Here is a 20,374-nt window from a genome sequence, read left to right on the forward strand (position 1 = left end):
CTAAAGCCGCTCCCACAGAATCACCGCAGCCTTCGGGCCTGTGCCGGACCGGTGGGAGCGGCTTTAGCCGCGAAGAGGCCAGTCAAGCTCACACCGCGTTACGCGGCAGCAGCAAGCCTAGAGGCAGTCGCACCCGTGCCTCGATACCGCCACCGGAGCGGTTGCGCAACTCGACATTCCCGCCATGCTGCGCAGCGATCCGCTTGACGATGGCCAAGCCCAGCCCGGTCCCCTTGCCGCCGCGGGCACGGTCCCCACGAATGAACGGGTTGAAGATGGTTTCCAGCTCGGATTCGTCGATCCCGGTACCCCGGTCCAGCACGCTGAGCACCACATACGGTGCGCTCTCGTCCCCCGACACATAGGCCGCCACCTCGACGCCCTTGCCAGCGTGATGCAGGGCATTGCCGATCAGGTTGCCAAGCATGCGCTTGAGCGAAACCCGACGCAGCGGGAATGGCGGAATAGGCTCCAGACACAGGCGCACGCGCTCTTCAGGCTGGTTATAGGGCGCCACCACCTCGCGCACCAGGTCGGCCAGGTCGACCTCCTCCACCGGCTCGTCCCGACCATCGCGGATGAACGCGAGGAACTGATCCAGAATCGCGTCCATGTCCTCGATATCGCGGACCATGTCGTCACTCAGCTCGTTGTCACTGTTCAACAACGACAACGACAGGCGCAGGCGCGTGAGCGGGGTCCGCAAGTCATGTGAAACCCCCGCCAGCATGAGTTCCCGCTCACGACCCGCCTGCTCGACATCTTCAGCCATTTGGTTGAAGGCCCGGTAGACCTCGGTCATCTCGCTGGGCGTGTCGCTGATCGGCAGGCGCACGCTGCGCCCCTGACCTAGCTGCCGGGCGGCGAACACCAGGCGTTTCAACGGCTGGTTGAGCTGGCGCACGAAGATCCACGCCGAGGCAGTGGACAACAGGCCAATGGCCAGGAACCAGCCCAGCACGTTCCAGATCTTCTGCCCACGCAGTGGATGCGGGTACAACGGCACCTTCAGCCAGCCCGGGCCCAGGCTCGGTGCGTTCACCCACAAGGCGGGCGGCGCATGAATGCGCAGGCGCACTTCGGTATCTTCGCCCAGCTCGGCCTGCATCTGCCGCTGGTAGATCTCGCTGTAAGGCCAGTGCTGTTCACCCTCCGGCACACCGGAACCGGTAACCCGGATCAGCCCGGCGGCTTCGGCGATCTTGTCGCGGTTTTCTTCATCAGCCGCCCAATAGGCGCGAAGGGTCAGCGCAACGCCATGGCTGTACTGCCGATCGACCAGTACGTCCTCGTTCATCAGCAGGTAGACCAGCGTCAGTGCCTTGGAGAACAGGACAACGATCAACACCAGCCACAGGGTGCGGGCAAAGAAGCTTTGCGGGAACCAGAGCGGCGTTTTCATCGACGGCGAAGCATCATTTGCCAGCGTTTCCGTCTGGCACGAACACATAGCCGACGCCCCAGACCGTCTGGATGTAGCGCGGTTTGGACGGATCCGGCTCGATCATGCGGCGCAGGCGCGAGATCTGCACGTCGATGGAGCGCTCGAGGGCATCCCACTCGCGGCCACGGGCCAGGTTCATCAGCTTGTCGCGGGTCAGCGGCTCGCGCGCATGCATCACCAGCGCCTTGAGCACGGCGAATTCGCCGGTGGTGAGCATGTGCACTTCGTCGCCACGCTTGAGCTCGCGGGTAGCCAGCGACAGCTCGTAGTCGCCGAAGGTGACCGACTCGTCCTCGGTGCCCGGGGCGCCCGGCACGCTCGGCGCCTGGCGGCGCAACACGGCCTTGACCCGTGCCATCAGCTCGTCCGGGTTGAACGGCTTCCCCAGGTAGTCGTCTGCACCGAGTTCAAGGCCCTTGATGCGGCTGAGCTCGTCACCTTTGGCGGTGAGCATGATGATCGGGATCTGGTTGTTCGACTGGCGCAGGCGCTTGCAGGCGGACAGGCCGTCTTCGCCTGGCAGCATCAGGTCGAGCACCACCAGGTTGAACACCTCGCGCGCCAACAGGCGGTCCATCTGTTCGGTGTTGGGCACCGCACGGGCGCGGTAGCCCTTGCTGGTGAAGAAACGTTCCAGCAGGCTGCTGAGCCCCGGGTCGTCGTCGACGATGAGAATCTTGTCACCTTCAGCGGTGTTTGCGGTGCCGGTCATGAATAACTCCTCTGATATCGCCGCGCATTATGGCGTAGCCACTGCTGCACGTTGCGTGAGCATTGTTAGCAGATTTTTCCCCGGGCGCCAGTTCCGGCTGGCCGGGCGCCATCACCGCAAGCCGTTTGCGATGGGTATAATGCGCGGCTTTCATCCAGCGCCACCGGGCCCAAGGCCCACCGGCGACCCCCGTATTCACAAATGTCAGGTGGTTTACATGGACAGCATCAACAGCCGTATCGCCGAGGAACTGGGCGTACGCCCCCAGCAGGTCGAGGCGGCCGTGGGCCTGTTGGACGAAGGCTCGACCGTGCCTTTCATCGCCCGTTACCGCAAGGAAGTGACCGGTAGCCTCGACGACACCCAGCTGCGCCATCTGGAAGAGCGCCTGCGCTATCTGCGCGAGCTCGACGAGCGCCGTGCCAGCATCCTGTCCAGCATCGAGGAACAGGGCAAGCTGACTCCGGAACTGGCCCGCGAGATCAAGCTGGCCGACACCAAGACGCGTCTTGAAGACCTCTACCTGCCGTACAAGCAGAAGCGCCGCACCAAGGGCCAGATCGCCCTGGAAGCCGGCCTCGGCGAGCTGGCCGACGGCCTGTTCAACGACCCCGGCCTGGCGCCGGAAAGCGAAGCCGCGCGCTTCGTCGACGCCGAAAAAGGCGTGGCCGATGCCAAGGCCGCGCTGGAAGGCGCCAAGTACATCCTCATGGAGCGTTTCGCCGAAGACGCTGCCCTGCTCGACAAGCTGCGCAATTTCCTCAAGCAGGAAGCGGTGCTCAGCGCCCGCGTGGTGGCGGGCAAGGAAGAAGAGGGCGCGAAGTTCCGCGACTACTTCGCCCATGACGAGCTGCTGCGCACGGCCCCTTCGCACCGCGCCCTGGCGATTTTCCGCGGGCGCAACGAAGGCGTGCTGAGCGCCTCGCTCAAGGTCGGCGAAGAATTGCCCGGGACCTTGCACCCGTGCGAACTGATGATCGGCAACCACGTCGGCATCGAAAACCGCGGCCGCCCGGCCGACAAATGGTTGGCCGAAGTGGTCCGCTGGACCTGGAAGGTCAAGCTCTACACTCACCTGGAAACCGACCTGTTCGGCGAGCTGCGCGACAATGCCGAGAGCGAGGCGATCAACGTCTTCGCCCACAACCTGCACGACCTGCTGCTGGCCGCCCCGGCCGGCCCGCGCGCCACCCTGGGCTTCGACCCGGGCCTGCGTACCGGCTGCAAGATCGCGGTGGTCGATGCCACAGGCAAATTGCTCGACCACACCACGGTCTACCCGCATGCACCGAAGAACGACTGGGACCGCACCATTGCCATCATGGCCGCCTTGTGCGCCAAGCACTCGGTGGAGCTGATCGCCATCGGCAACGGCACCGCCAGCCGCGAGAGCGACAAGCTGGTGGCCGAACTGGTCAAGAAGTACCCAGCCCTGAAAATCACCAAGGTCATGGTCTCCGAGGCGGGTGCTTCGGTGTATTCGGCGTCTGAACTGGCCGCCCGCGAATTCCCGGACCTGGACGTGTCGATCCGTGGCGCCGTGTCGATCGCCCGCCGCCTGCAGGACCCGCTGGCCGAATTGGTAAAGATCGACCCGAAATCCATCGGTGTCGGCCAGTACCAGCACGACGTCTCGCAAATCAAGCTGGCCCGCGGCCTGGACGCTGTGGTCGAGGACTGCGTGAACGCCGTGGGCGTCGACGTCAACACCGCTTCGGTCGCGCTGCTTACCCGGATTTCGGGCCTGAACGCGACCCTGGCCCAGAATATCGTCGCCCACCGCGACGCCAACGGCCCGTTCGCCACCCGAGCGGCACTGAAAAAGGTCAGCCGCCTGGGCGAGAAGACCTTCGAACAGGCCGCAGGCTTCCTGCGCGTGATGAACGGCGACAACCCGCTCGACGCCTCCGCCGTGCACCCTGAGGCCTACCCGCTGGTGCAGCGCATCGCCGCCGGCACCGACCGTGACATCCGCTCGCTGATTGGCGACAGCGCCTTCCTCAAGCGCCTGGACCCAAAGCAATTCACCGACGAGACCTTCGGCCTGCCGACCGTCACCGACATCCTCCAGGAACTGGACAAACCCGGCCGCGACCCACGCCCAGAGTTCAAGACCGCCACCTTCCAGGACGGTGTCGAGGAGCTCAAGGACCTGGAGCCGGGCATGATCCTCGAAGGCGTGGTGACCAACGTCACCAACTTCGGTGCCTTCGTCGACATCGGCGTGCACCAGGACGGCCTGGTGCATATCTCGGCGCTGTCGGAGAAGTTCGTCAAGGACCCGCGTGAAGCGGTCAAGGCCGGTGACGTGGTCAAGGTCAAGGTCATGGAGGTCGACATCCCGCGCAAGCGCGTCGGCCTATCCATGCGCATGAGCGACACCCCGGGCGAGAAAGTCGACGGCAACCGTGGCGGCAACCGGGGCAATGGCGGCAACCGCCAGCAGCAGGCGCCACGCCAGCGTGAAACCGCCACCGCAGCCCCGGCCAACAACGCCATGGCCGCCCTGTTCGCCAACGCCAAGCAACTGAAGAAGAAGTGATGGACATCCCCAAGGAAGTGGTCCAAAGCGCTTACAGCCAGCTCCTTGGCTGCCGCGTGCAACGTCTGGAGACAGGCGTTGCCGAGGTGGCCCTGGCGCTCGAGCCGCACCTGCGCAACCGTGGCCAGAAGCTGCACGGCGGGGCGATCTTCAGCCTGGTTGACATCGCCATGGGCCTGGCCTGCTCGGCCAGCCACGGTTTCGACCAGCAGAGTGTGACCATCGAATGCAAGATCAACTACCTGCGCGCGGTCAGCGATGGTGAAGTGCTGTGCACCGCCCGTGTGCTGCACGCCGGGCGCCGTACCCTGGTGGTCGACGCCGACGTAGTTCAAGGCGACAAACTGGTGGCGAAAGCGCAAGGAACCTTCGCGGTTCTCTAGCTCACCAAGGGGTATCTGCGGTATTTTTCGGCAGTGCGCTGGCACTGCCGGAACCGCGTAAACCAGGCGACAACGCCAGTTCCTTTCTTCCTACCCTTGTAGACCGTCAGCTCTACCCCCATATTGGGGCGACTGACGCGTGAAGGAATACATCTTGAGCGACCTCCTCAACCGCCGCCTGAGCTTGCTCGGCGCCAATCTCCCCCTGCTCAAGCAGTGCCTGCACGGTATTGAGCGCGAATGCCTGCGCGTGACCGACGAAGGTCGCCTGGCCCAGACCCCGCACCCCGAGGCACTGGGCTCGGCGCTGACCAACGAGCAGATCACCACCGACTATTCCGAGTCGCTGCTGGAGTTCATCACACCGGCGCTGGCCGACCCGGCCGAGGTGCTCGAAAGCCTCGAACAGACCCACCGCTTCGTCTACAGCAAGCTTCGCGACGAGTATTTGTGGAGTCCGTCGATGCCTTGCACGTTGCCGGCCGAGGAGGATATCCCGATCGCCGAGTACGGCACTTCGAACATCGGCAAGCTCAAGCACGTCTACCGCAAGGGCCTGGCCCTGCGCTACGGCCGCACCATGCAGTGCATCGCCGGCATTCATTACAACTTCTCCCTGCCGGAAGCGCTGTGGCCGCTGCTGCGCGATGCCGAAGGCGGCGAGGAAAGCGATCGCGACTACCAGTCCTCGGCGTACATTGCGCTGATCCGCAACTTCCGCCGCTACAGCTGGCTGCTGATGTACCTGTTCGGTGCCTCGCCAGCACTGGACAAGGGCTTCCTGCGCGGCCGCCCGCACCAGCTCGAAGAACTCGACGCCGAAACCCTGTACCTGCCTTATGCCACCAGCCTGCGCATGAGCGACCTGGGCTACCAGAGCAACGCCCAGGCCGGCCTCACGCCCTGCTACAACAACCTCGCCAGCTATACCGACAGCCTGCGCAAGGCGGTGGGCACGCCCTACCCGCCTTATGTCGAGGTCGGTACGCATGTGGATGGCGAATGGGTGCAGTTGAACACCAACATCCTGCAGATCGAGAACGAGTACTACTCGAACATCCGCCCGAAACGCGTTACCTACACCGGAGAGCGGCCGATCCAGGCGCTGACCTCGCGCGGCGTGCAGTACGTCGAAGTGCGCTGCCTGGACATCAACCCGTTCCTGCCGGTGGGCATCGACCTGACCGAAGCGCGCTTCCTCGACGCCTTCCTGTTGTTCTGCGCCCTTGAAGAAAGCCCGCAGCTGGACAACGGCGAGTGCGGCCAGTGCACCAGCAACTTCCTTACCGTGGTCAAGGAAGGCCGTCGCCCGGAGCTGAAACTGCAGCGCAACGGCCAGCCAGTCGCGCTGCGCGAATGGGCTACCGAGCTGATCAGCCGCATCGGCCAGCTGGCGGCGTTGCTCGACAGCGCCCAGGGTGGCGACGAACACGCCAGGGCCCTGGCTGCCCAGCAGGCCAAGGTCGATGACGCCTCGCTGACCCCGTCGGCCCAGGTGCTGGCGCGCATGACCGAGCACGACGAATCCTTCGTCCAGTTCTCCCTGCGCCAGAGCCGCCTGCATGCCGAGACCTTCCGCGAGCAACCGCTGTCGGTCGAGCAGCAACAGGCCTTCGAGACCTTGGCCCGCGAGTCGCTCGCCAAGCAGTCCGAGCTGGAGCAGGAAGAAGTCGGTGACTTCGACCTGTTCGTCGGCGCCTACCAGGCCAGCATCCTGGCAATCAGCAACTGATGAACCGCACCGCCACCCCACGCAAGCCACGCGCCAGCAGCCAGGCCAGGATCGAAGCGATCCTGGCCTGTGCACGTGAGCTGTTGGCCGAACAAGGGGTGGCGGCGCTTTCGATCTACAGCGTGGCCGAGCGGGCGCAGATTCCGCCGTCGTCGGTGTACCACTTCTTCGCCAGCGTCCCGGCCTTGCTGGAGGCGCTGACCGCTGATGTGCATCGGGCATTTCGCGAGGCCTTGCGCGCACCGATCGACAGCGGCGCGTTCACCACCTGGCATGAGCTTTCGCGGCTGATCGAGCAGCGCATGCTCGACATCTACAACGAGGATGCGGCGGCACGGCAGTTGATTCTGGCCCAGCATGGGCTCAGTGAAGTGGTGCAGGCCGACCGGCAGCACGACATGGAGCTGGGCGACCTGATGCAAAAGCTGTTCGACCAGCACTTTCACCTGCCGGTGATGCCGACAGATGTGGATGTGTTTGCCTTGGCGATGGAATTGAGTGACCGGGTGTATGCGCGGTCAGTGCAGTTGCATGAGGCGATCACGCCGCGCATGGCCGAAGAAGGCAAGCGGGTGTTCGAGGCGTATCTGGGCCTTTACCTGCCGCCTTTCCTGGCCAAGCGTCAGGGCTGACATTATTGGGGCCGCTGTGCGGCCTTTCGCGACACAAGGCCGCTCCTACAGGGATCGAGTGATTTCTGTAGGAGCGGCCTTGTGTCGCGAAAGGACTGCAAAGCAGTCCCAAATGCCAACATCACAGTTTGGCAATGGACACTTCAGTCGATTTCACGAAGGCGATCACTTCGCTGCCCACTTGCAGTTCCAGCTCTTTCACCGAGCGGGTTGTAATCACCGAAGTGACGATACCCGAGGCAGTCTGCACGTCGATTTCCGACAATACCGGGCCTTCGAGGATTTCTTTCACGGTGCCTTTGAACTGGTTACGGACGTTGATCGCTTTGATGGTCATGGCTTGATTCCTTCTCTTTGGCTTCAGTGCGCCCAACGCAGTTGCGTGGGCAAAGGGGCTACAGGGTCCGGCTCGGGCGGAGTACCCGGAGCCGACAGAACACGGTTGAGCACTTCGCTTTCCAGCGCGGCCAGGCGGTGCGAACCACGCGCCCTTGGCCTGGCCAGGTCAACGGTAAGGTCGAGGCCGACTTCGCCGTCTTCGATCAGGATTACCCGATCCGCGACAGCCACCGCCTCATTGACGTCGTGGGTCACCAGCAGCACGGTAAAGCCGTGCTGACGCCACAGGCGTTCGATCAGTTGCTGCATCTCGATGCGGGTCAGGGCATCCAGCGCGCCCAGCGGCTCATCCAGCAGCAGCAGGCGCGGTTGGTGGATCAAGGCCCGGGCCAGGGCCACACGCTGCTTCTGGCCACCGGACAACGCCGCCGGCCATTCGTTGGCACGATCAGCCAGGCCGACCGCCTCCAGCGCATCCAGAGCGCCCTGGCGCCAGTTGCCGCTGAGCCCCAGGCCGACGTTGTCGATCACCTTTTTCCAAGGCAGCAGGCGCGCCTCCTGGAACATCAGCCGGGTTTCCTCGCGGGCTTCGCTCAGCTGGGCGGCTCCGGCCAGCAACTGTCCGGAAGTCGGCTGATCGAGACCGGCCAACAAGCGCAGCAAGGTGCTCTTGCCGCAACCGCTGCGACCGACGATGGCCACGAACTGCCCGGCCGGGATATGCAGGTCGATACCTTTCAATACTTCCCGCTGGCCGAAGGCCTTGCGCAGGCCGTTGGCGGCCAGCGGGATACCACGCAGCAGGCGTGGCGGCTGTTCCTTGAGCACGGTCATGCGCCCTCCTTCTTCGCCACCTGGTAAGCCGGGTGCCAGCGCAGCCACACCCGCTCCAGGCCGCGGGCAGCAAGGTCGGCGAGCTTGCCGAGCACGGCGTACAGGACGATGGCCAGCACCACCACGTCGGTCTGCAGGAATTCACGGGCATTCATGGCCAGGTAACCGATGCCGGAGCTGGCCGAAATGGTCTCGGCGACGATCAGCGTCAGCCACATGAAGCCCAGGGCGAAGCGCACACCGACCAGGATCGAGGGCAGCGCACCGGGCAGGATCACCTGGCGGAACAGGCCGAAGCCGGACAAGCCATAGCTGCGGGCCATTTCCACCAGTGCCGGGTCGACATTGCGGATGCCGTGGTAGGTGTTCAGGTAGATCGGGAACAGCGTGCCCAGCGCGACCAGGAAGATCTTCGCCGACTCATCGATACCGAACCACAGGATCACCAAGGGGATCAGCGCCAGGTGCGGCACGTTGCGGATCATCTGCACCGAGCTGTCGAGCAGGCGTTCGCCCCAGTTCGACAGGCCGGTGATGAAGCCCAGCACCAGCCCGATGCTGCCGCCAATCAAGAAGCCCAGCCCGGCCCGCCAGCCGCTGATCGCCAGGTGGGTCCAGATTTCACCGCTGCGCACCAGCTCGACACCCGCACTGACCACCGCGCTCGGCGCAGGCAGGATACGGGTCGACAGCCAGCCGGCGCTGACCGCCAGTTGCCAGGCTGCCAGCAGCAGCACTGGCAGCGCCCACGGCGCCAGGCGCTGGCTCAGGGTGGTGGAGGTTGCTCGACTCATGGCCCGGCCCTCAGCTCTGCGCGACGGACTTGGGCAGGATGTCGTTGGCGACCATCTCACCGAACGGGCTCACGTAGCCGCCAGTCTTGGCTTGCTCCGGGCGCTGCACATCGAGGTGCGGGAACAGCAGTTCGGCCACCCGATACGACTCTTCCAGGTGTGGATAGCCGGAGAAGATGAACGTATCGATACCCAGCTCGGCGTATTCCTTGACCCGTGCCGCCACGGTCGGGCCATCGCCGACCAGCGCGGTGCCGGCACCGCCACGCACCAGGCCGACACCGGCCCAGAGGTCGGGGCTGACCTCGAGATTGTCGCGGTTGCCCTTGTGCAAGGCCGCCATGCGCTGCTGGCCGACCGAGTCGAAACGGGCCAGCGAGGCCTGGGCACGGGCGATGGTATCGTCGTCCAGGTGCGAGATCAGCTTGTCTGCGGCAGCCCAGGCTTCTTCGTTGGTTTCACGCACGATCACATGCAGGCGAATGCCGAAGCGGACTTCGCGGCCCTGCGCAGCGGCCTTCTCACGCACCTGGGCGATTTTCTCGGCAACGGCGCTTGGCGGCTCGCCCCAGGTCAGGTACAGCTCGACCTGCTCGGCGGCGAGGTCCTGGGCAGCCTCCGAAGAGCCGCCGAAGTACAGTGGCGGGCGCGGCTGCTGAATCGGCGGATAGAGCAGTTTGGCGCCCTTCACCTGGATGTGCTTGCCGTCGTAGTCGACGGTTTCGCCTTCCAGCACCTTGCGCCAGATGCGGGTGAACTCGACCGAGGCTTCGTAGCGCTCCTGGTGGTTCAGGTGCAGGCCATCGCCGGCCAGTTCATCAGGGTCGCCGCCGGTCACCAGGTTGAACAGCGCACGGCCGTTGGAAAGCCGATCGAGGGTAGCGGCCTGGCGTGCGGCCACGGTCGGCGAAATGATGCCCGGGCGCAGGGCCACGAGGAACTTCAGGCGCTGGGTCACCGGAATCAACGACGCTGCCACCAGCCAGGAGTCCTCGCAGGACCGCCCGGTAGGGATCAGCACCCCACCAAAACCGAGGCGGTCGGCGGCTTGGGCGATCTGTTGCAGGTAGCCGTGATCGACTGCGCGGGCGCCGTCGGAGGTGCCCAGGTACTTGCCGTCACCGTGGGTAGGGAGGAACCAGAAAATGTTAAGGCTCATTGGAGTTGTCTCCTCAAGGGTGGCGCAGGCCAGGGCGGCGCCCCGGCGCAGGCGGATCAATCAAGGCGCGGTGGCGACCTTGGCCGGGGGTGTCCAGATCACGTCCTTGATGCTCAGCGGCTTGGGAATCAGCTTGAGCGCCTGGAAGGTGTCGGCAATCTTCTGTTGTGCGGCCACCACTTGCGGGGTGAGCGGCTGAGCACCGTAGCCCTGGCGTTTAACCGAGGTCAGGGTGATATCGGCGGGCAGGCCAAGCAGCGGCGCGACCTGATCGGTGACTTCCTGCGGGTTGGCCTGGGACCATTGGCCCACTGCGCGTACCTCGTCGATCAGGGTGCTGATCACCGCCGGGTGCTGGATGGCGTAGGTGCGGGTAGCCAGATAGAACTGGTGGTTGTCGACCAGGCCCTTGCCGTCACGCAGGGTACGGGCCTGCAACTGTTGCTCGGCGGCCGCCTGGTAGGGGTCCCAGATCACCCAGGCATCGACGCTGCCGCGTTCGAAAGCGGCGCGGGCATCGGCAGGCGGCAGGTAGACGGGCTGGATGTCGCTGTAAGTGAGGCCTGCATCCTGCAGGGCACGGACCAACAGGTAGTGAACGTTGGAGCCTTTGTTGAGGGCGACTTTCTTGCCTTTGAGGTCCTTCACCGACTGGATCGGCGAGCCCTTCGGCACGAGGATGGCTTCGCTGTGCGGCGCTGGTGGCTCGTAGGCCACGTAGAGCAGATCGGCGCCAGCGGCCTGAGCGAATACCGGCGGCGTCTCGCCAGTGACGCCGAAGTCGATGGAACCGACGTTCAGCCCTTCGAGCAGCTGCGGGCCACCGGGGAACTCGGTCCACTGCACTTGCACGCCCTGCTCGGCCAGGCGCTTCTCCAGCGTGCCCTTGGCCTTGAGCAGCACCAGGGTGCCGTATTTCTGGTAACCGATGCGCAGGCTCTCGGCCTGGGCTTGGGTGATGGCGCCGAAGGACACAGCCGCCGCAAACAGGGCGACCAGACCACGACGCAAGAAGACTGTGCGCATGGCGCTCTCCTGTGCGAGTTGGGTTCGGGTTGCACCTGCTTGCCTCGTTGGCGGGCGAGTAAGGTGGTGGAGCTTGTGTGCTGTTGAGGTGACATTACCAGTCAGTTTATATATCTAGAAATCATATTTTTTCATTTGTTTATTCTATTTTTACCTTTTGACCCAAGAGCCAGCGCTTTACCTGTGGGAGCGGGTTTACCCGCGAAGAAGCCAGTACTTTTCTCACAGGCATAAAAAAGGGCCGTCGAAACGGCCCGAAAATCCCTGCTATGGCTAAGAGCAATGCAACGAGGAATTCATCAGCGATTGGGTTGCGGGGTCAGCCGCAGATAGGGTTTCACCGCCCGATAACCTTTCGGGAAGCGCTGCTTGATTTCGTCTTCGTCCTTCAGCGAGGGCACGATCACCACCTCGTCGCCGTCCTGCCAGTTACCTGGCGTGGCGACCTTGTGGTTGTCGGTGAGCTGCAGCGAGTCGATCACCCGCAGGATTTCGTTGAAGTTGCGCCCGGTACTGGCCGGGTAGGTAATGGTCAGGCGCACCTTCTTGTTCGGGTCGATGACGAACAGCGAGCGCACGGTGAGGGTGTCGCTGGCGTTGGGGTGGATCAGGTCGTACAGGTCGGAGACCTTGCGGTCGGCATCGGCGATGATCGGGAAATTGACCACGGTGTTCTGGGTCTCGTTGATATCCTCGATCCACTTGTGGTGCGACTCGACCGGGTCGACCGACAGGGCGATGGCCTTCACGCCGCGCTTGGCGAAGTCGTCCTTGAGCTTGGCGGTCAGGCCCAGCTCGGTGGTGCACACCGGGGTAAAGTCCGCCGGGTGGGAGAACAGCACACCCCAGCTGTTGCCCAGCCATTCGTGGAAGCGGATCTTGCCTTCACTGGACTCCTGCTCGAAGTCCGGGGCGATGTCGCCGAGTTTGAGGCTCATGGGGTGCGGCTCCTGTGCTGTGTTCTGGCGTTGTGGGTTCAATGTGCCTGCATTCGATGTGAAATAAAAAGAATAAATAATGATTTATTTATAGCCTTTGAGCATACGAACGCGCGGACATAAAAAAGCCTCGCACTAGGCGAGGCTTTCTGTGTGGCTACGGCTTACAGGAAGCTGTAAGTGTAGTTCACGATGAAGCGAGCCTGATCCTGGTCGGCGCTGGCTTCGTTGCTACCGCCACGGTAGACGCCTTGACGCAGGCTGAAGCCCAGGCCTTTGAGGGTGCCTTCCTGAATGGTGTAGTCGACGCGAGCGTCACGTTCCCACTCGTTGTAGGTGCCATGGCCGCTCTTGTAACGAATGTCGTCACCGCGCAGGTAGGCAATCGAAGCCTTCAGGCCCGGAACGCCCAGCGAAGCGAAGTCGTAGGAGTACTGGCCGAAGTTGGTGTTCTCACCGGCACGGGCGAACTGGTTGATCATGCTGTCGGTGAACAGGTAGAAGCTGGAGCCACCGGCACCTTCGGAAGTGCCGCTGTCGTTCACCAGGTTGCCTTGGTTCAGCCAGACGAAGCCACCATCATCGCTAACCTGCTGACGGCCAACCATGAACGCGTGGCCACCCAGGGTGTAGGTGAACATGGCGGACCAGGTCTTGTTGTCGACCTCGCCAGTGTTCTTGGCGTAGCCACCGTTGTTGTTGAAGTTGTAAGTGCTGTCGTTGCCGTTTTTACCGTCGCTGCTGCTGTCGAAATAGCGCAGGTCGGTCTTGAACGACTGGTTGTCAGCGATTTTGAAGACGTGGGTCGCGCCCAGGAAGTGCTGCTTGTAGAAGTCTTCCAGGTTCGAGTAGTAGTACTGCAGGGTCAGGTCTGGAGTGAGCTTGTAGTCCAGGCCACCGAAGCGGAACTTGTTGCTTTCTGCAGTGGCGCCAGCAACGGACAGACCGGTACGGTTGCTCGAAGCACGACCCATGGCGTGGGTCAGCTGGCCGGCGTTAATGGTCAGGTTGTCGATTTCTTTCGACTGGATGGTGCCACCCTCGAAGGTCTGTGGCAGCAGACGACCATCGTTGGAGACCAGGATCGGCAGGTTCGGTGCCAGGGCGCTACCGAAGTGAGCTTCGGTCTTGGAGAAGCGAGCCTTGGCATTGGCGCCGAAGCGAGCCCACTGGGCAGCTGCGCCCTTGCCGTCATCAGGGAAGAAACCGGATTTGTGGTAACCCTCGCCACCATCCAGGTGGATACCCCACAGCGCCTGGGCGTCAACACCGAAGCCAACGGTACCCGGGGTGAAACCCGAGATATAGTCGAGCTTGAAGCCCTGACCCGATTCGCGTTGGTCCGGACGCTCGAAGTTGGTGGAGCGGCTGGCGTGGGCATCACGGTTGTCGTTGTTGAAGTACATGGTGCGCGAGCTCAGCGACAGTTTGCTGTCTTCAACGAAACCGGCGGCACCTGCTGCTTGGGCGAAAACCCCCACTGCCACGGCCAGAGCCAGGCTGGACTTGTACATGTTTTGCTCCTCTACGTTCTAATTCTTGTGTATCTCTGGCGGCAGGATCTGTTGCCCTGCTCTACCGTGGATGGGCGATTAGCCCCAAAGCGTGACCATTTAGTCAATCGTTTCTAAACATTTCTCGACTTTGGTCTAAGGCGCCCCCTGCGCTACAGGATAATGACAATCCTATAAATCCAAAATGACCGTTTTATGAATTTGTAAGATTTTTAAGGAATATCGTAGGAACCTTTACTACGAAAAGTTGTATCGGCGATGTCAATCATACCTTTAAGTTATTTGCAAACGTTTGCCGACCAGTAACCAATTCCTCACCCTCACGAAGGGAACAGAGGTTAGCAGCGGATCACTGTTTCGCCAGCCGCCCTTTCTCAGCTGTGGCCAGCGTTAAAGCGTTTGGCTCCTAAGCTAATTCTAAAAAGTTATTTATTTTTGATTTCTTAGATCATCTAGTCTTCTCGCCATCCAATACATCCATTGCCTGACGAGAGGTTCACCATGATCCCGCACGCTCCGCTGCGCCTGTTCGCCGCCCTGACCCTCGCCAGCACCAGCTGGTTGGCCCAGGCCGCCGACCTGACCGTTGCCTACCAGACCACCGTCGACCCGGCCAAAGTGGCCCAGGTCGATGGCTATTATGAAAAAGCCAGCAAGGCCAGCATCGACTGGCGCAAGTTTGATAACGGCGCGGACGTGATTACCGCCGTGGCCAGTGGCGACGTCCAGATCGGCTACCTCGGCTCAAGCCCTCTGGCTGCCGCCGCCACTCGCAAGCTACCGGTCGAGACCTTCCTCATTGCCACCCAGATCGGTGCCGGCGAGGCCCTGGTCGCCCGTGACAGCATCAAGACCCCACAAGACCTGATCGGCAAGAAAGTCGCCGTGCCGTTCGTTTCTACCGGCCACTACAGCCTGCTGGCCGCGCTGAAAAGCTGGAACATCGACCCGTCCAAGGTGCAGATCCTCAACCTTACGCCACCGGCGATCATCGCCGCCTGGAAGCGCGGCGACATAGACGCTACCTACGTCTGGGACCCGGCACTCGGTGTAGCCAAGGAAAACGGCAAGGTGCTGATCACCTCGGGCGAACTGGCCGAAAAAGGCGCACCGACCTTCGATGCCTGGATCGTGCGCAAGGACTTTGCCGACAAGCACCCTGACGTGGTCAAGGCGTTCGCCAAGGTCACCCTCGACGCCTACGCCGACTACCGCAAGGACCCGAAAGCCTGGCTGGCCGACAAGGGCAACATCGACAAGCTGGCCAAGCTGTCCGGTGCCAAGCCCAGCGACATTCCGGTGCTGCTGCAAGGCAACGTCTACCCATTGGCCGCTGACCAGGCCAGCGCCCTGGGTGCGCCGACCACCAAGGCACTGACCGATACCGCCACCTTCCTCAAGCAACAAGGCAAAGTCGAAGCCGTGTTGCCGGACTATTCGCCGTACGTCAGCGACAAATTCCTTCCAAACTGATCCGGAGCCTGCCATGGCCTTGCTCGAACTGGAGCGCATCAGCGCACAGTACCCCGGCACCACCGCCCCGGTGCTGGCCGACATCAACCTGAGCCTTGGGCCACGCCAGCTGCTGGTGGCCCTGGGGCCATCCGGCAGTGGCAAGACCTCGCTGCTCAACCTGATCGCCGGCTTCGTTGCCCCGAGCGGCGGGCGCATCAGCCTCGACGGCGTGCCCGTGCAAGGCCCGGGGGCCGAGCGTGGCGTGGTGTTCCAGGATGATGCCCTGCTGCCATGGCAGAACGTGCTGGGCAACGTCGCTTTCGGCCTGGAACTGGCCGGTGTGCCGCGCGCCCAGCGTGAGGCCAAGGCCCGCGAGATGCTGGCGTTGGTCGACCTCGACGGCTTCGGCGAACGGCGCATCTGGCAGCTGTCCGGTGGCCAGAAACAGCGCGTGGGCCTGGCCCGGGCGCTGGCCGCCGACCCGCGGGTACTGCTGATGGACGAACCGTTCGGCGCCCTCGACGCCTTCACCCGCGAACAGATGCAGGAACTGCTGCTGCAAGTCTGGCAGCGCACCGCCAAACCGGTGTTCCTGATCACCCATGACATCGAGGAAGCGGTGTTCCTGGCCAGCGAACTGGTGCTGCTGGCGCCCAACCCCGGCCGCGTGGTCGAGCGCCTGCAACTGGACTTTGGCCAGCGCTACGCAGCTGGCGAGTCGGCCCGGGCGATCAAGTCCGACCCACGCTTCATCGAAACCCGCGAGCATGTCCTGGCCCGCGTGTTCTCCCAACGCCAAAGCCTGCAGGAGCGCGCATGAGCAGCCTGGATCTGCCGGTCGCCGGCAAACGCGACACTCAAACCCGGCCCGCCCGCCAGGCGCGCCGCCCATTGTCCACTCGCTGGATCAGCACCCTGACCTTGGTCAGCTTGCTGTTCGCCTGGTGGCTGGTGACGGCCGCCGGCTGGATCGAGCCGCTGTTCCTGCCCTCGCCCGGCGACATCCTGGCCAAGGCCTGGGTCCTGCTCACCCAAGGTTACATGGACGCCAGCCTGTGGCAGCACCTGGGCGCCAGCCTGGGCCGTATCGGCCTGGCCCTGATCGCCGCGACCCTGACCGCGATCCCGGTCGGCATTGCCATCGGCTACAACCGTGTGGCCCGTGGCGTCCTCGACCCGCTGATCGAGTTCTACCGGCCAATCCCGCCGCTGGCCTACCTGCCGCTGATCGTCATCTGGTGCGGCATCGGTGAGCTGTCCAAGGTGCTGCTGATCTACCTGGCGATCTTCGCCCCGATCGCCATCGCCACCGCCACTGGGGTGCGTACCGTCGACCCGGCCAAGCTGCGGGCGGCGCAGTCGCTGGGCGCGAGCCGGGCGCAGCTGATCCGCCACGTGATCCTGCCCAGCGCCCTGCCCGACATCCTGACCGGGATCCGCATCGGTTTAGGGGTTGGCTGGTCGACCCTGGTCGCCGCTGAACTGATCGCCGCCACCAGCGGCCTGGGTTTCATGGTGCAGTCGGCGGCGCAGTTCCTGGTCACCGACGTGGTAGTGCTGGGCATCCTGCTCATCGCCCTGATCGCCTTCGCCCTGGAGATGGGCCTGCGCGCCCTGCAACGCAAGCTGGTGCCCTGGCACGGGCAGAGCCACTGAATTCCTGTTGACCACGCCAGCACCCTGGCGCCCGATTGAAGAGACCGACATGAGCCTGACCATTACCCCCCTCAGCCCGGCGCTCGGCGCACAGATCAGCGGCGTGGACATCAGCCGCGACATCAGCGCCGAACAACGCGATGCCATCGAGCAGGCGCTGCTCCAGCATCAGGTATTGTTCTTCCGCAACCAGCCGCTCAACCCGGAGCAACAGGCGCGTTTCGCCGCCCGCTTCGGCGACCTGCATATCCACCCGATCTACCCCAATGTGCCAGAGACGCCGCAGGTGCTGATCCTCGACACGGCCGTCACCGACGTGCGTGACAACGCCGTGTGGCACACCGACGTGACCTTCCTGCCGACCCCGGCGCTGGGCGCGGTGCTCAGCGCCAAGCAGTTGCCGGCCTATGGCGGCGACACCTTGTGGGCCAGCGGTATCGCGGCCTTCGATGCCTTGTCGGCGCCGCTGCGCGAAATGCTCGATGGCCTGACCGCCACCCATGACTTCACCAAGTCGTTCCCCCTGGAGCGCTTTGGCACCACGGCCGACGACCTGGCGCGCTGGGAGGCGACCCGGCGCAACAACCCGCCGCTGTCGCACCCGGTGGTGCGCACGCATCCGGTAAGCGGTCGCAAGGCATTGTTCGTCAATGAAGGTTTCACCACACGCATCAATGAGCTGAGCGAGCTGGAAAGCGAGGCGCTGCTCAAGCTGCTGTTCGCCCATGCCACGCGGCCGGAGTTCAGCATTCGCTGGCGTTGGCAGGAAAATGACGTGGCGTTCTGGGACAACCGCGTGACCCAGCATTTTGCGGTTGATGATTACCGGCCGAACCGGCGGGTGATGCATCGGGCGACCATCCTTGGAGATGCGCCCTTCTAGTTGTTGCCTGTACCGGCCTCTTCGCGGGCTTGCCCGCGAAGAGGCCGGTACAGGTATCAACGAACCAGATGCAGGAACTGCATGTGCCGTTCGTACTGGTCGAGGATGTCGTTGATGATCTGCTCCTTGCTGTAGCCAACCAGGTCGTAGTTCTGGCTACCTTCGCTCAGGTGCACTTCGGCCCGGTAGTAACGGCGGTTCTTCAACTCCTGCGTGCCCAGCCCACCCAGCGCGAACGACGGTGTGAAGTAGCCACGCATCTGCACCTGGTAGATGAACGGCTGCTCCTCGCCATGGCCTACCTTCAGGCTGACGTTGTCATGGCTCGGGTCGTCCTGGGTCACCAGCACCAGGCCCTTCTGCTCGAACACCTCACGCACATCGGCAATCGCCGGACGCACCACGTCGTCCATGAAGCGATACACCTCGTCGCGCGACGGGAAGTGCACGGCCTGGCTCAGGCGTTGGCGCCAGCCACCGCGGCCACGGCGTGACTGGGCGAAGGGTGCCAGCGAATGCATCTGTGCGATCTGCCGCTGGCCCTCCAGGTAGAAGGCCTTGTGCAGCCCCCACATCATGCACAGCAGGATCAGCGAGAACGGCAGCGAGGTCAGCACCACTGCCGACTTCAGCGAATCGATGCTGCCGGCGAACAGCAGGCCGCTGGTGATCAGCGTCGTCATCGCGCCCCAGAAGATACGCAGCCAGTTTGGCCCGTCTTCGTCAGCACCGCCGCCCTTGGCGGACAGGGTCGACAGCACCACCGTGCCGGAATCAGCCGAGGTGACGAAGAACACGAAACTGATGAACACCGTCACGGCGATGACTACCTTGCTCCACGGGTAGGTTTCCAGGAGCAGGTACAGGCTCATCGACGGGTTGTCCAATGCCGACTGGCCGAGCGCGGTCATGCCATGGTTGATCACTTGGTCCAGCGCGCTGTTGCCGAAGATCGACATCCACGCCAGGGTGAAGCCCAGCGGAATCAGCAACACGCCGAAGACGAATTCACGGATGGTGCGGCCACGCGAGATGCGCGCAATGAACAAGCCCACGAACGGTGCCCAGGCAATCCACCAGGCCCAGTAGAACACCGTCCAGCCACCCAGCCAGTCACGTTGCTCACCGTAGGCATACACATCGAAGCTCTTGCGCGGCAAGGCGCCGAGGTAATCGCCCAGGTTCTGGATCAGGGTATTGAACAGGTGCTGGGTAGGCCCGGCGAACAGCACGAACAGCAGCAGCGCGCAGGCCAGGAACAGGTTGATGTCGCTCATCACCCGCACGCCCTTTTCCACCCCCGCCACGGCGACCGCGACTGCCGCGCCCATCATCAGCGCGATGAGGATCACCTGCACCCATTGGCTATGGCTGATGCCGAACAGGTAGTCGAGGCCGGCGTTCAGGTGCAGCACACCAAACCCCATGTCGGCGCCCAGGCCGAATACCGTGGCGATGATGCCGAACCCATCCACGGCATAGCCGATCGGGCCGTTGATGCGCTTGCCGATCAACGGATACAAGGCCGAACGCAACGCCAGTGGCAGGTTGTGCCGGTAGGCGAAGTAGGCCAGCGCCATGCCGACGAAGGCGAACACGCCCCAGCCATGCAGGCCCCAGTGCAGGAACAGGATTTCCATCGCCTGACGCCCGGCCTCGGCCGTGCCGCCTTCGCCCTGGGGCGGGGTGAGCATGTGGGTCAGCGGTTCGGATACGCAGAAGAAGAACAGCGTGATGCTGATGCCGGCGGCGAACAGCATGCCGGCCCAGGACAGGTAACTGAACTCGGGTTCGTCATGGTCGGCACCGAGCTTGATCTTGCCGTAGCCAGACAAGGCGGTGACCACCACGAACACCAGGTACAGGGTCATGGCCAGCATGTAGTACCAGCCGACCGTGTTGGCCGCCCAGTTCTGCGCCGCCAGCAACCACTCGCCGGCCGCCTGCGGGAAGGCGATGACCACCAGCCCGAAGAGGAGAATGAATGTTGCCGCGAAGTAGAACACCGGTGGGTTCATGCGGATCTTGCCAGAGGCAAGGGATGGGGACGGTGCACTCATGAGACAGGCACCTCGTCGATCGACGTGAGGTTCGGAATGAACGGGTTCAGCAAAGGAATCCTCCTGTTGAACACCGGCAGCGGACCAGCGTTTTTTCATTGAACAAGCGTTCAAGTTAAACATGGATCGGATTTCAATGCGAACCGGGGCGCCGATTGGTGCCCTCCTGTCATGGCCCTTTCGCGGCTGAAGCCGCTCCCACAGGGACCGCACCACACTAAGCGTTACGCGATCTGTGGGAGCGGCTTCAGCCGCGAAAGGGCCGGCACAG

Annotated in this window: 18 protein-coding genes; 8 read left to right on the forward strand and 10 right to left on the reverse strand. The window is 63.3% G+C overall.

Going from position 1 to position 20,374, the window contains the following annotated elements; genetic code table 11:
* Positions 1–88 precede the first annotated feature (88 nt).
* Positions 89–1,402 carry an ATP-binding protein gene (locus tag ACTORR_RS12550; RefSeq protein WP_099813846.1) on the reverse strand — a complete coding sequence of 438 codons (1,314 nt, stop codon included), beginning with the start codon at positions 1,400–1,402 and terminating at the stop codon, positions 89–91.
* A 13-nt stretch (positions 1,403–1,415) separates the two neighbouring features.
* Positions 1,416–2,156: an osmolarity response regulator transcription factor OmpR gene (gene ompR, locus ACTORR_RS12555; RefSeq protein WP_054885913.1), complete on the reverse strand. Its 741-nt coding sequence runs from the start codon at positions 2,154–2,156 to the stop codon at positions 1,416–1,418.
* Between the two features lie 217 nt (positions 2,157–2,373).
* Between ompR and ACTORR_RS12560 the strand changes: the two genes are divergently transcribed.
* The 4 genes from ACTORR_RS12560 to ACTORR_RS12575 all read left to right on the forward strand — a co-directional run bounded on the left by ACTORR_RS12560 (position 2,374) and on the right by ACTORR_RS12575 (position 7,445).
* Positions 2,374–4,698, forward strand: coding sequence for a Tex family protein (locus ACTORR_RS12560; RefSeq protein WP_054885914.1), 2,325 nt, complete (start codon positions 2,374–2,376; stop codon positions 4,696–4,698).
* Positions 4,698–5,081: a PaaI family thioesterase gene (locus ACTORR_RS12565; RefSeq protein ID WP_054885915.1), complete on the forward strand. Its 384-nt coding sequence runs from the start codon at positions 4,698–4,700 to the stop codon at positions 5,079–5,081. Before ACTORR_RS12560 ends, ACTORR_RS12565 begins: the two co-directional genes overlap by 1 nt.
* 154 nt (positions 5,082–5,235) lie before the next feature.
* Positions 5,236–6,813: a glutamate--cysteine ligase gene (gene gshA, locus ACTORR_RS12570; protein WP_313364420.1), complete on the forward strand. Its 1,578-nt coding sequence runs from the start codon at positions 5,236–5,238 to the stop codon at positions 6,811–6,813.
* Positions 6,813–7,445, forward strand: a complete 633-nt coding sequence (locus ACTORR_RS12575; protein ID WP_054885917.1) for a TetR/AcrR family transcriptional regulator — start codon at positions 6,813–6,815, stop codon at positions 7,443–7,445. The genes gshA and ACTORR_RS12575 overlap by 1 nt, the downstream gene beginning before the upstream one ends.
* Positions 7,446–7,566: 121 nt before the next feature.
* On the opposite strand, the gene ACTORR_RS12580 is transcribed toward ACTORR_RS12575, so the two are convergent.
* The 7 genes from ACTORR_RS12580 to ACTORR_RS12610 all read right to left on the reverse strand — a co-directional run bounded on the left by ACTORR_RS12580 (position 7,567) and on the right by ACTORR_RS12610 (position 14,049).
* Positions 7,567–7,782: a TOBE domain-containing protein gene (locus ACTORR_RS12580; RefSeq protein WP_008095172.1), complete on the reverse strand. Its 216-nt coding sequence runs from the start codon at positions 7,780–7,782 to the stop codon at positions 7,567–7,569.
* A gap of 23 nt (positions 7,783–7,805) precedes the next feature.
* Positions 7,806–8,618, reverse strand: coding sequence for an aliphatic sulfonates ABC transporter ATP-binding protein (ssuB, locus tag ACTORR_RS12585; RefSeq protein WP_313364419.1), 813 nt, complete (start codon positions 8,616–8,618; stop codon positions 7,806–7,808).
* Positions 8,615–9,412, reverse strand: coding sequence for an aliphatic sulfonate ABC transporter permease SsuC (gene ssuC / locus ACTORR_RS12590; RefSeq protein WP_313364418.1), 798 nt, complete (start codon positions 9,410–9,412; stop codon positions 8,615–8,617). The genes ssuB and ssuC overlap by 4 nt, the downstream gene beginning before the upstream one ends.
* A gap of 10 nt (positions 9,413–9,422) precedes the next feature.
* Positions 9,423–10,571 carry an FMNH2-dependent alkanesulfonate monooxygenase gene (ssuD, locus tag ACTORR_RS12595; protein ID WP_441343647.1) on the reverse strand — a complete coding sequence of 383 codons (1,149 nt, stop codon included), beginning with the start codon at positions 10,569–10,571 and terminating at the stop codon, positions 9,423–9,425.
* Positions 10,572–10,631: 60 nt separating this feature from the next.
* Entirely contained in the window at positions 10,632–11,597 is a 966-nt protein-coding gene (locus tag ACTORR_RS12600; RefSeq protein ID WP_313364416.1) for a sulfonate ABC transporter substrate-binding protein, read from the reverse strand.
* Between the two features lie 299 nt (positions 11,598–11,896).
* Complete coding sequence (locus ACTORR_RS12605) at positions 11,897–12,535, reverse strand: peroxiredoxin (RefSeq protein ID WP_054885922.1); 639 nt, start codon at positions 12,533–12,535, stop codon at positions 11,897–11,899.
* Positions 12,536–12,699: 164 nt separating this feature from the next.
* Positions 12,700–14,049, reverse strand: a complete 1,350-nt coding sequence (locus ACTORR_RS12610) for an OprD family outer membrane porin (RefSeq protein WP_313364415.1) — start codon at positions 14,047–14,049, stop codon at positions 12,700–12,702.
* Positions 14,050–14,550: 501 nt separating this feature from the next.
* On the opposite strand from ACTORR_RS12610, the gene tauA reads away from it, so the two are divergent.
* Genes tauA through tauD form a run of 4 tightly spaced genes read left to right on the forward strand, consistent with a single transcriptional unit; the run spans position 14,551 to position 18,043 of the window.
* Positions 14,551–15,522: a taurine ABC transporter substrate-binding protein gene (tauA, locus tag ACTORR_RS12615; protein WP_313364414.1), complete on the forward strand. Its 972-nt coding sequence runs from the start codon at positions 14,551–14,553 to the stop codon at positions 15,520–15,522.
* A 13-nt stretch (positions 15,523–15,535) separates the two neighbouring features.
* Entirely contained in the window at positions 15,536–16,324 is a 789-nt protein-coding gene (gene tauB, locus ACTORR_RS12620; RefSeq protein ID WP_212632749.1) for a taurine ABC transporter ATP-binding subunit, read from the forward strand.
* The gene (gene tauC, locus ACTORR_RS12625) at positions 16,321–17,160 is read left to right on the forward strand and encodes a taurine ABC transporter permease TauC (RefSeq protein WP_313364413.1); all 840 of its coding nucleotides are present in this window, start codon (positions 16,321–16,323) and stop codon (positions 17,158–17,160) included. Before tauB ends, tauC begins: the two co-directional genes overlap by 4 nt.
* A gap of 49 nt (positions 17,161–17,209) precedes the next feature.
* The gene (tauD, locus tag ACTORR_RS12630; protein ID WP_099813854.1) at positions 17,210–18,043 is read left to right on the forward strand and encodes a taurine dioxygenase; all 834 of its coding nucleotides are present in this window, start codon (positions 17,210–17,212) and stop codon (positions 18,041–18,043) included.
* A gap of 56 nt (positions 18,044–18,099) precedes the next feature.
* Here the strand turns inward: tauD and betT are convergent, their stop codons facing one another.
* A complete protein-coding gene (gene betT, locus ACTORR_RS12635; RefSeq protein WP_441344120.1) occupies positions 18,100–20,061 on the reverse strand; it encodes a choline transporter BetT in 1,962 nt (653 codons plus the stop codon).
* Between the last annotated feature and the right edge of the window lie 313 nt (positions 20,062–20,374).

Source organism: Pseudomonas sp. SAR267 (assembly GCF_052077595.1).
Taxonomy (GTDB): domain Bacteria; phylum Pseudomonadota; class Gammaproteobacteria; order Pseudomonadales; family Pseudomonadaceae; genus Aquipseudomonas; species Aquipseudomonas vlassakiae.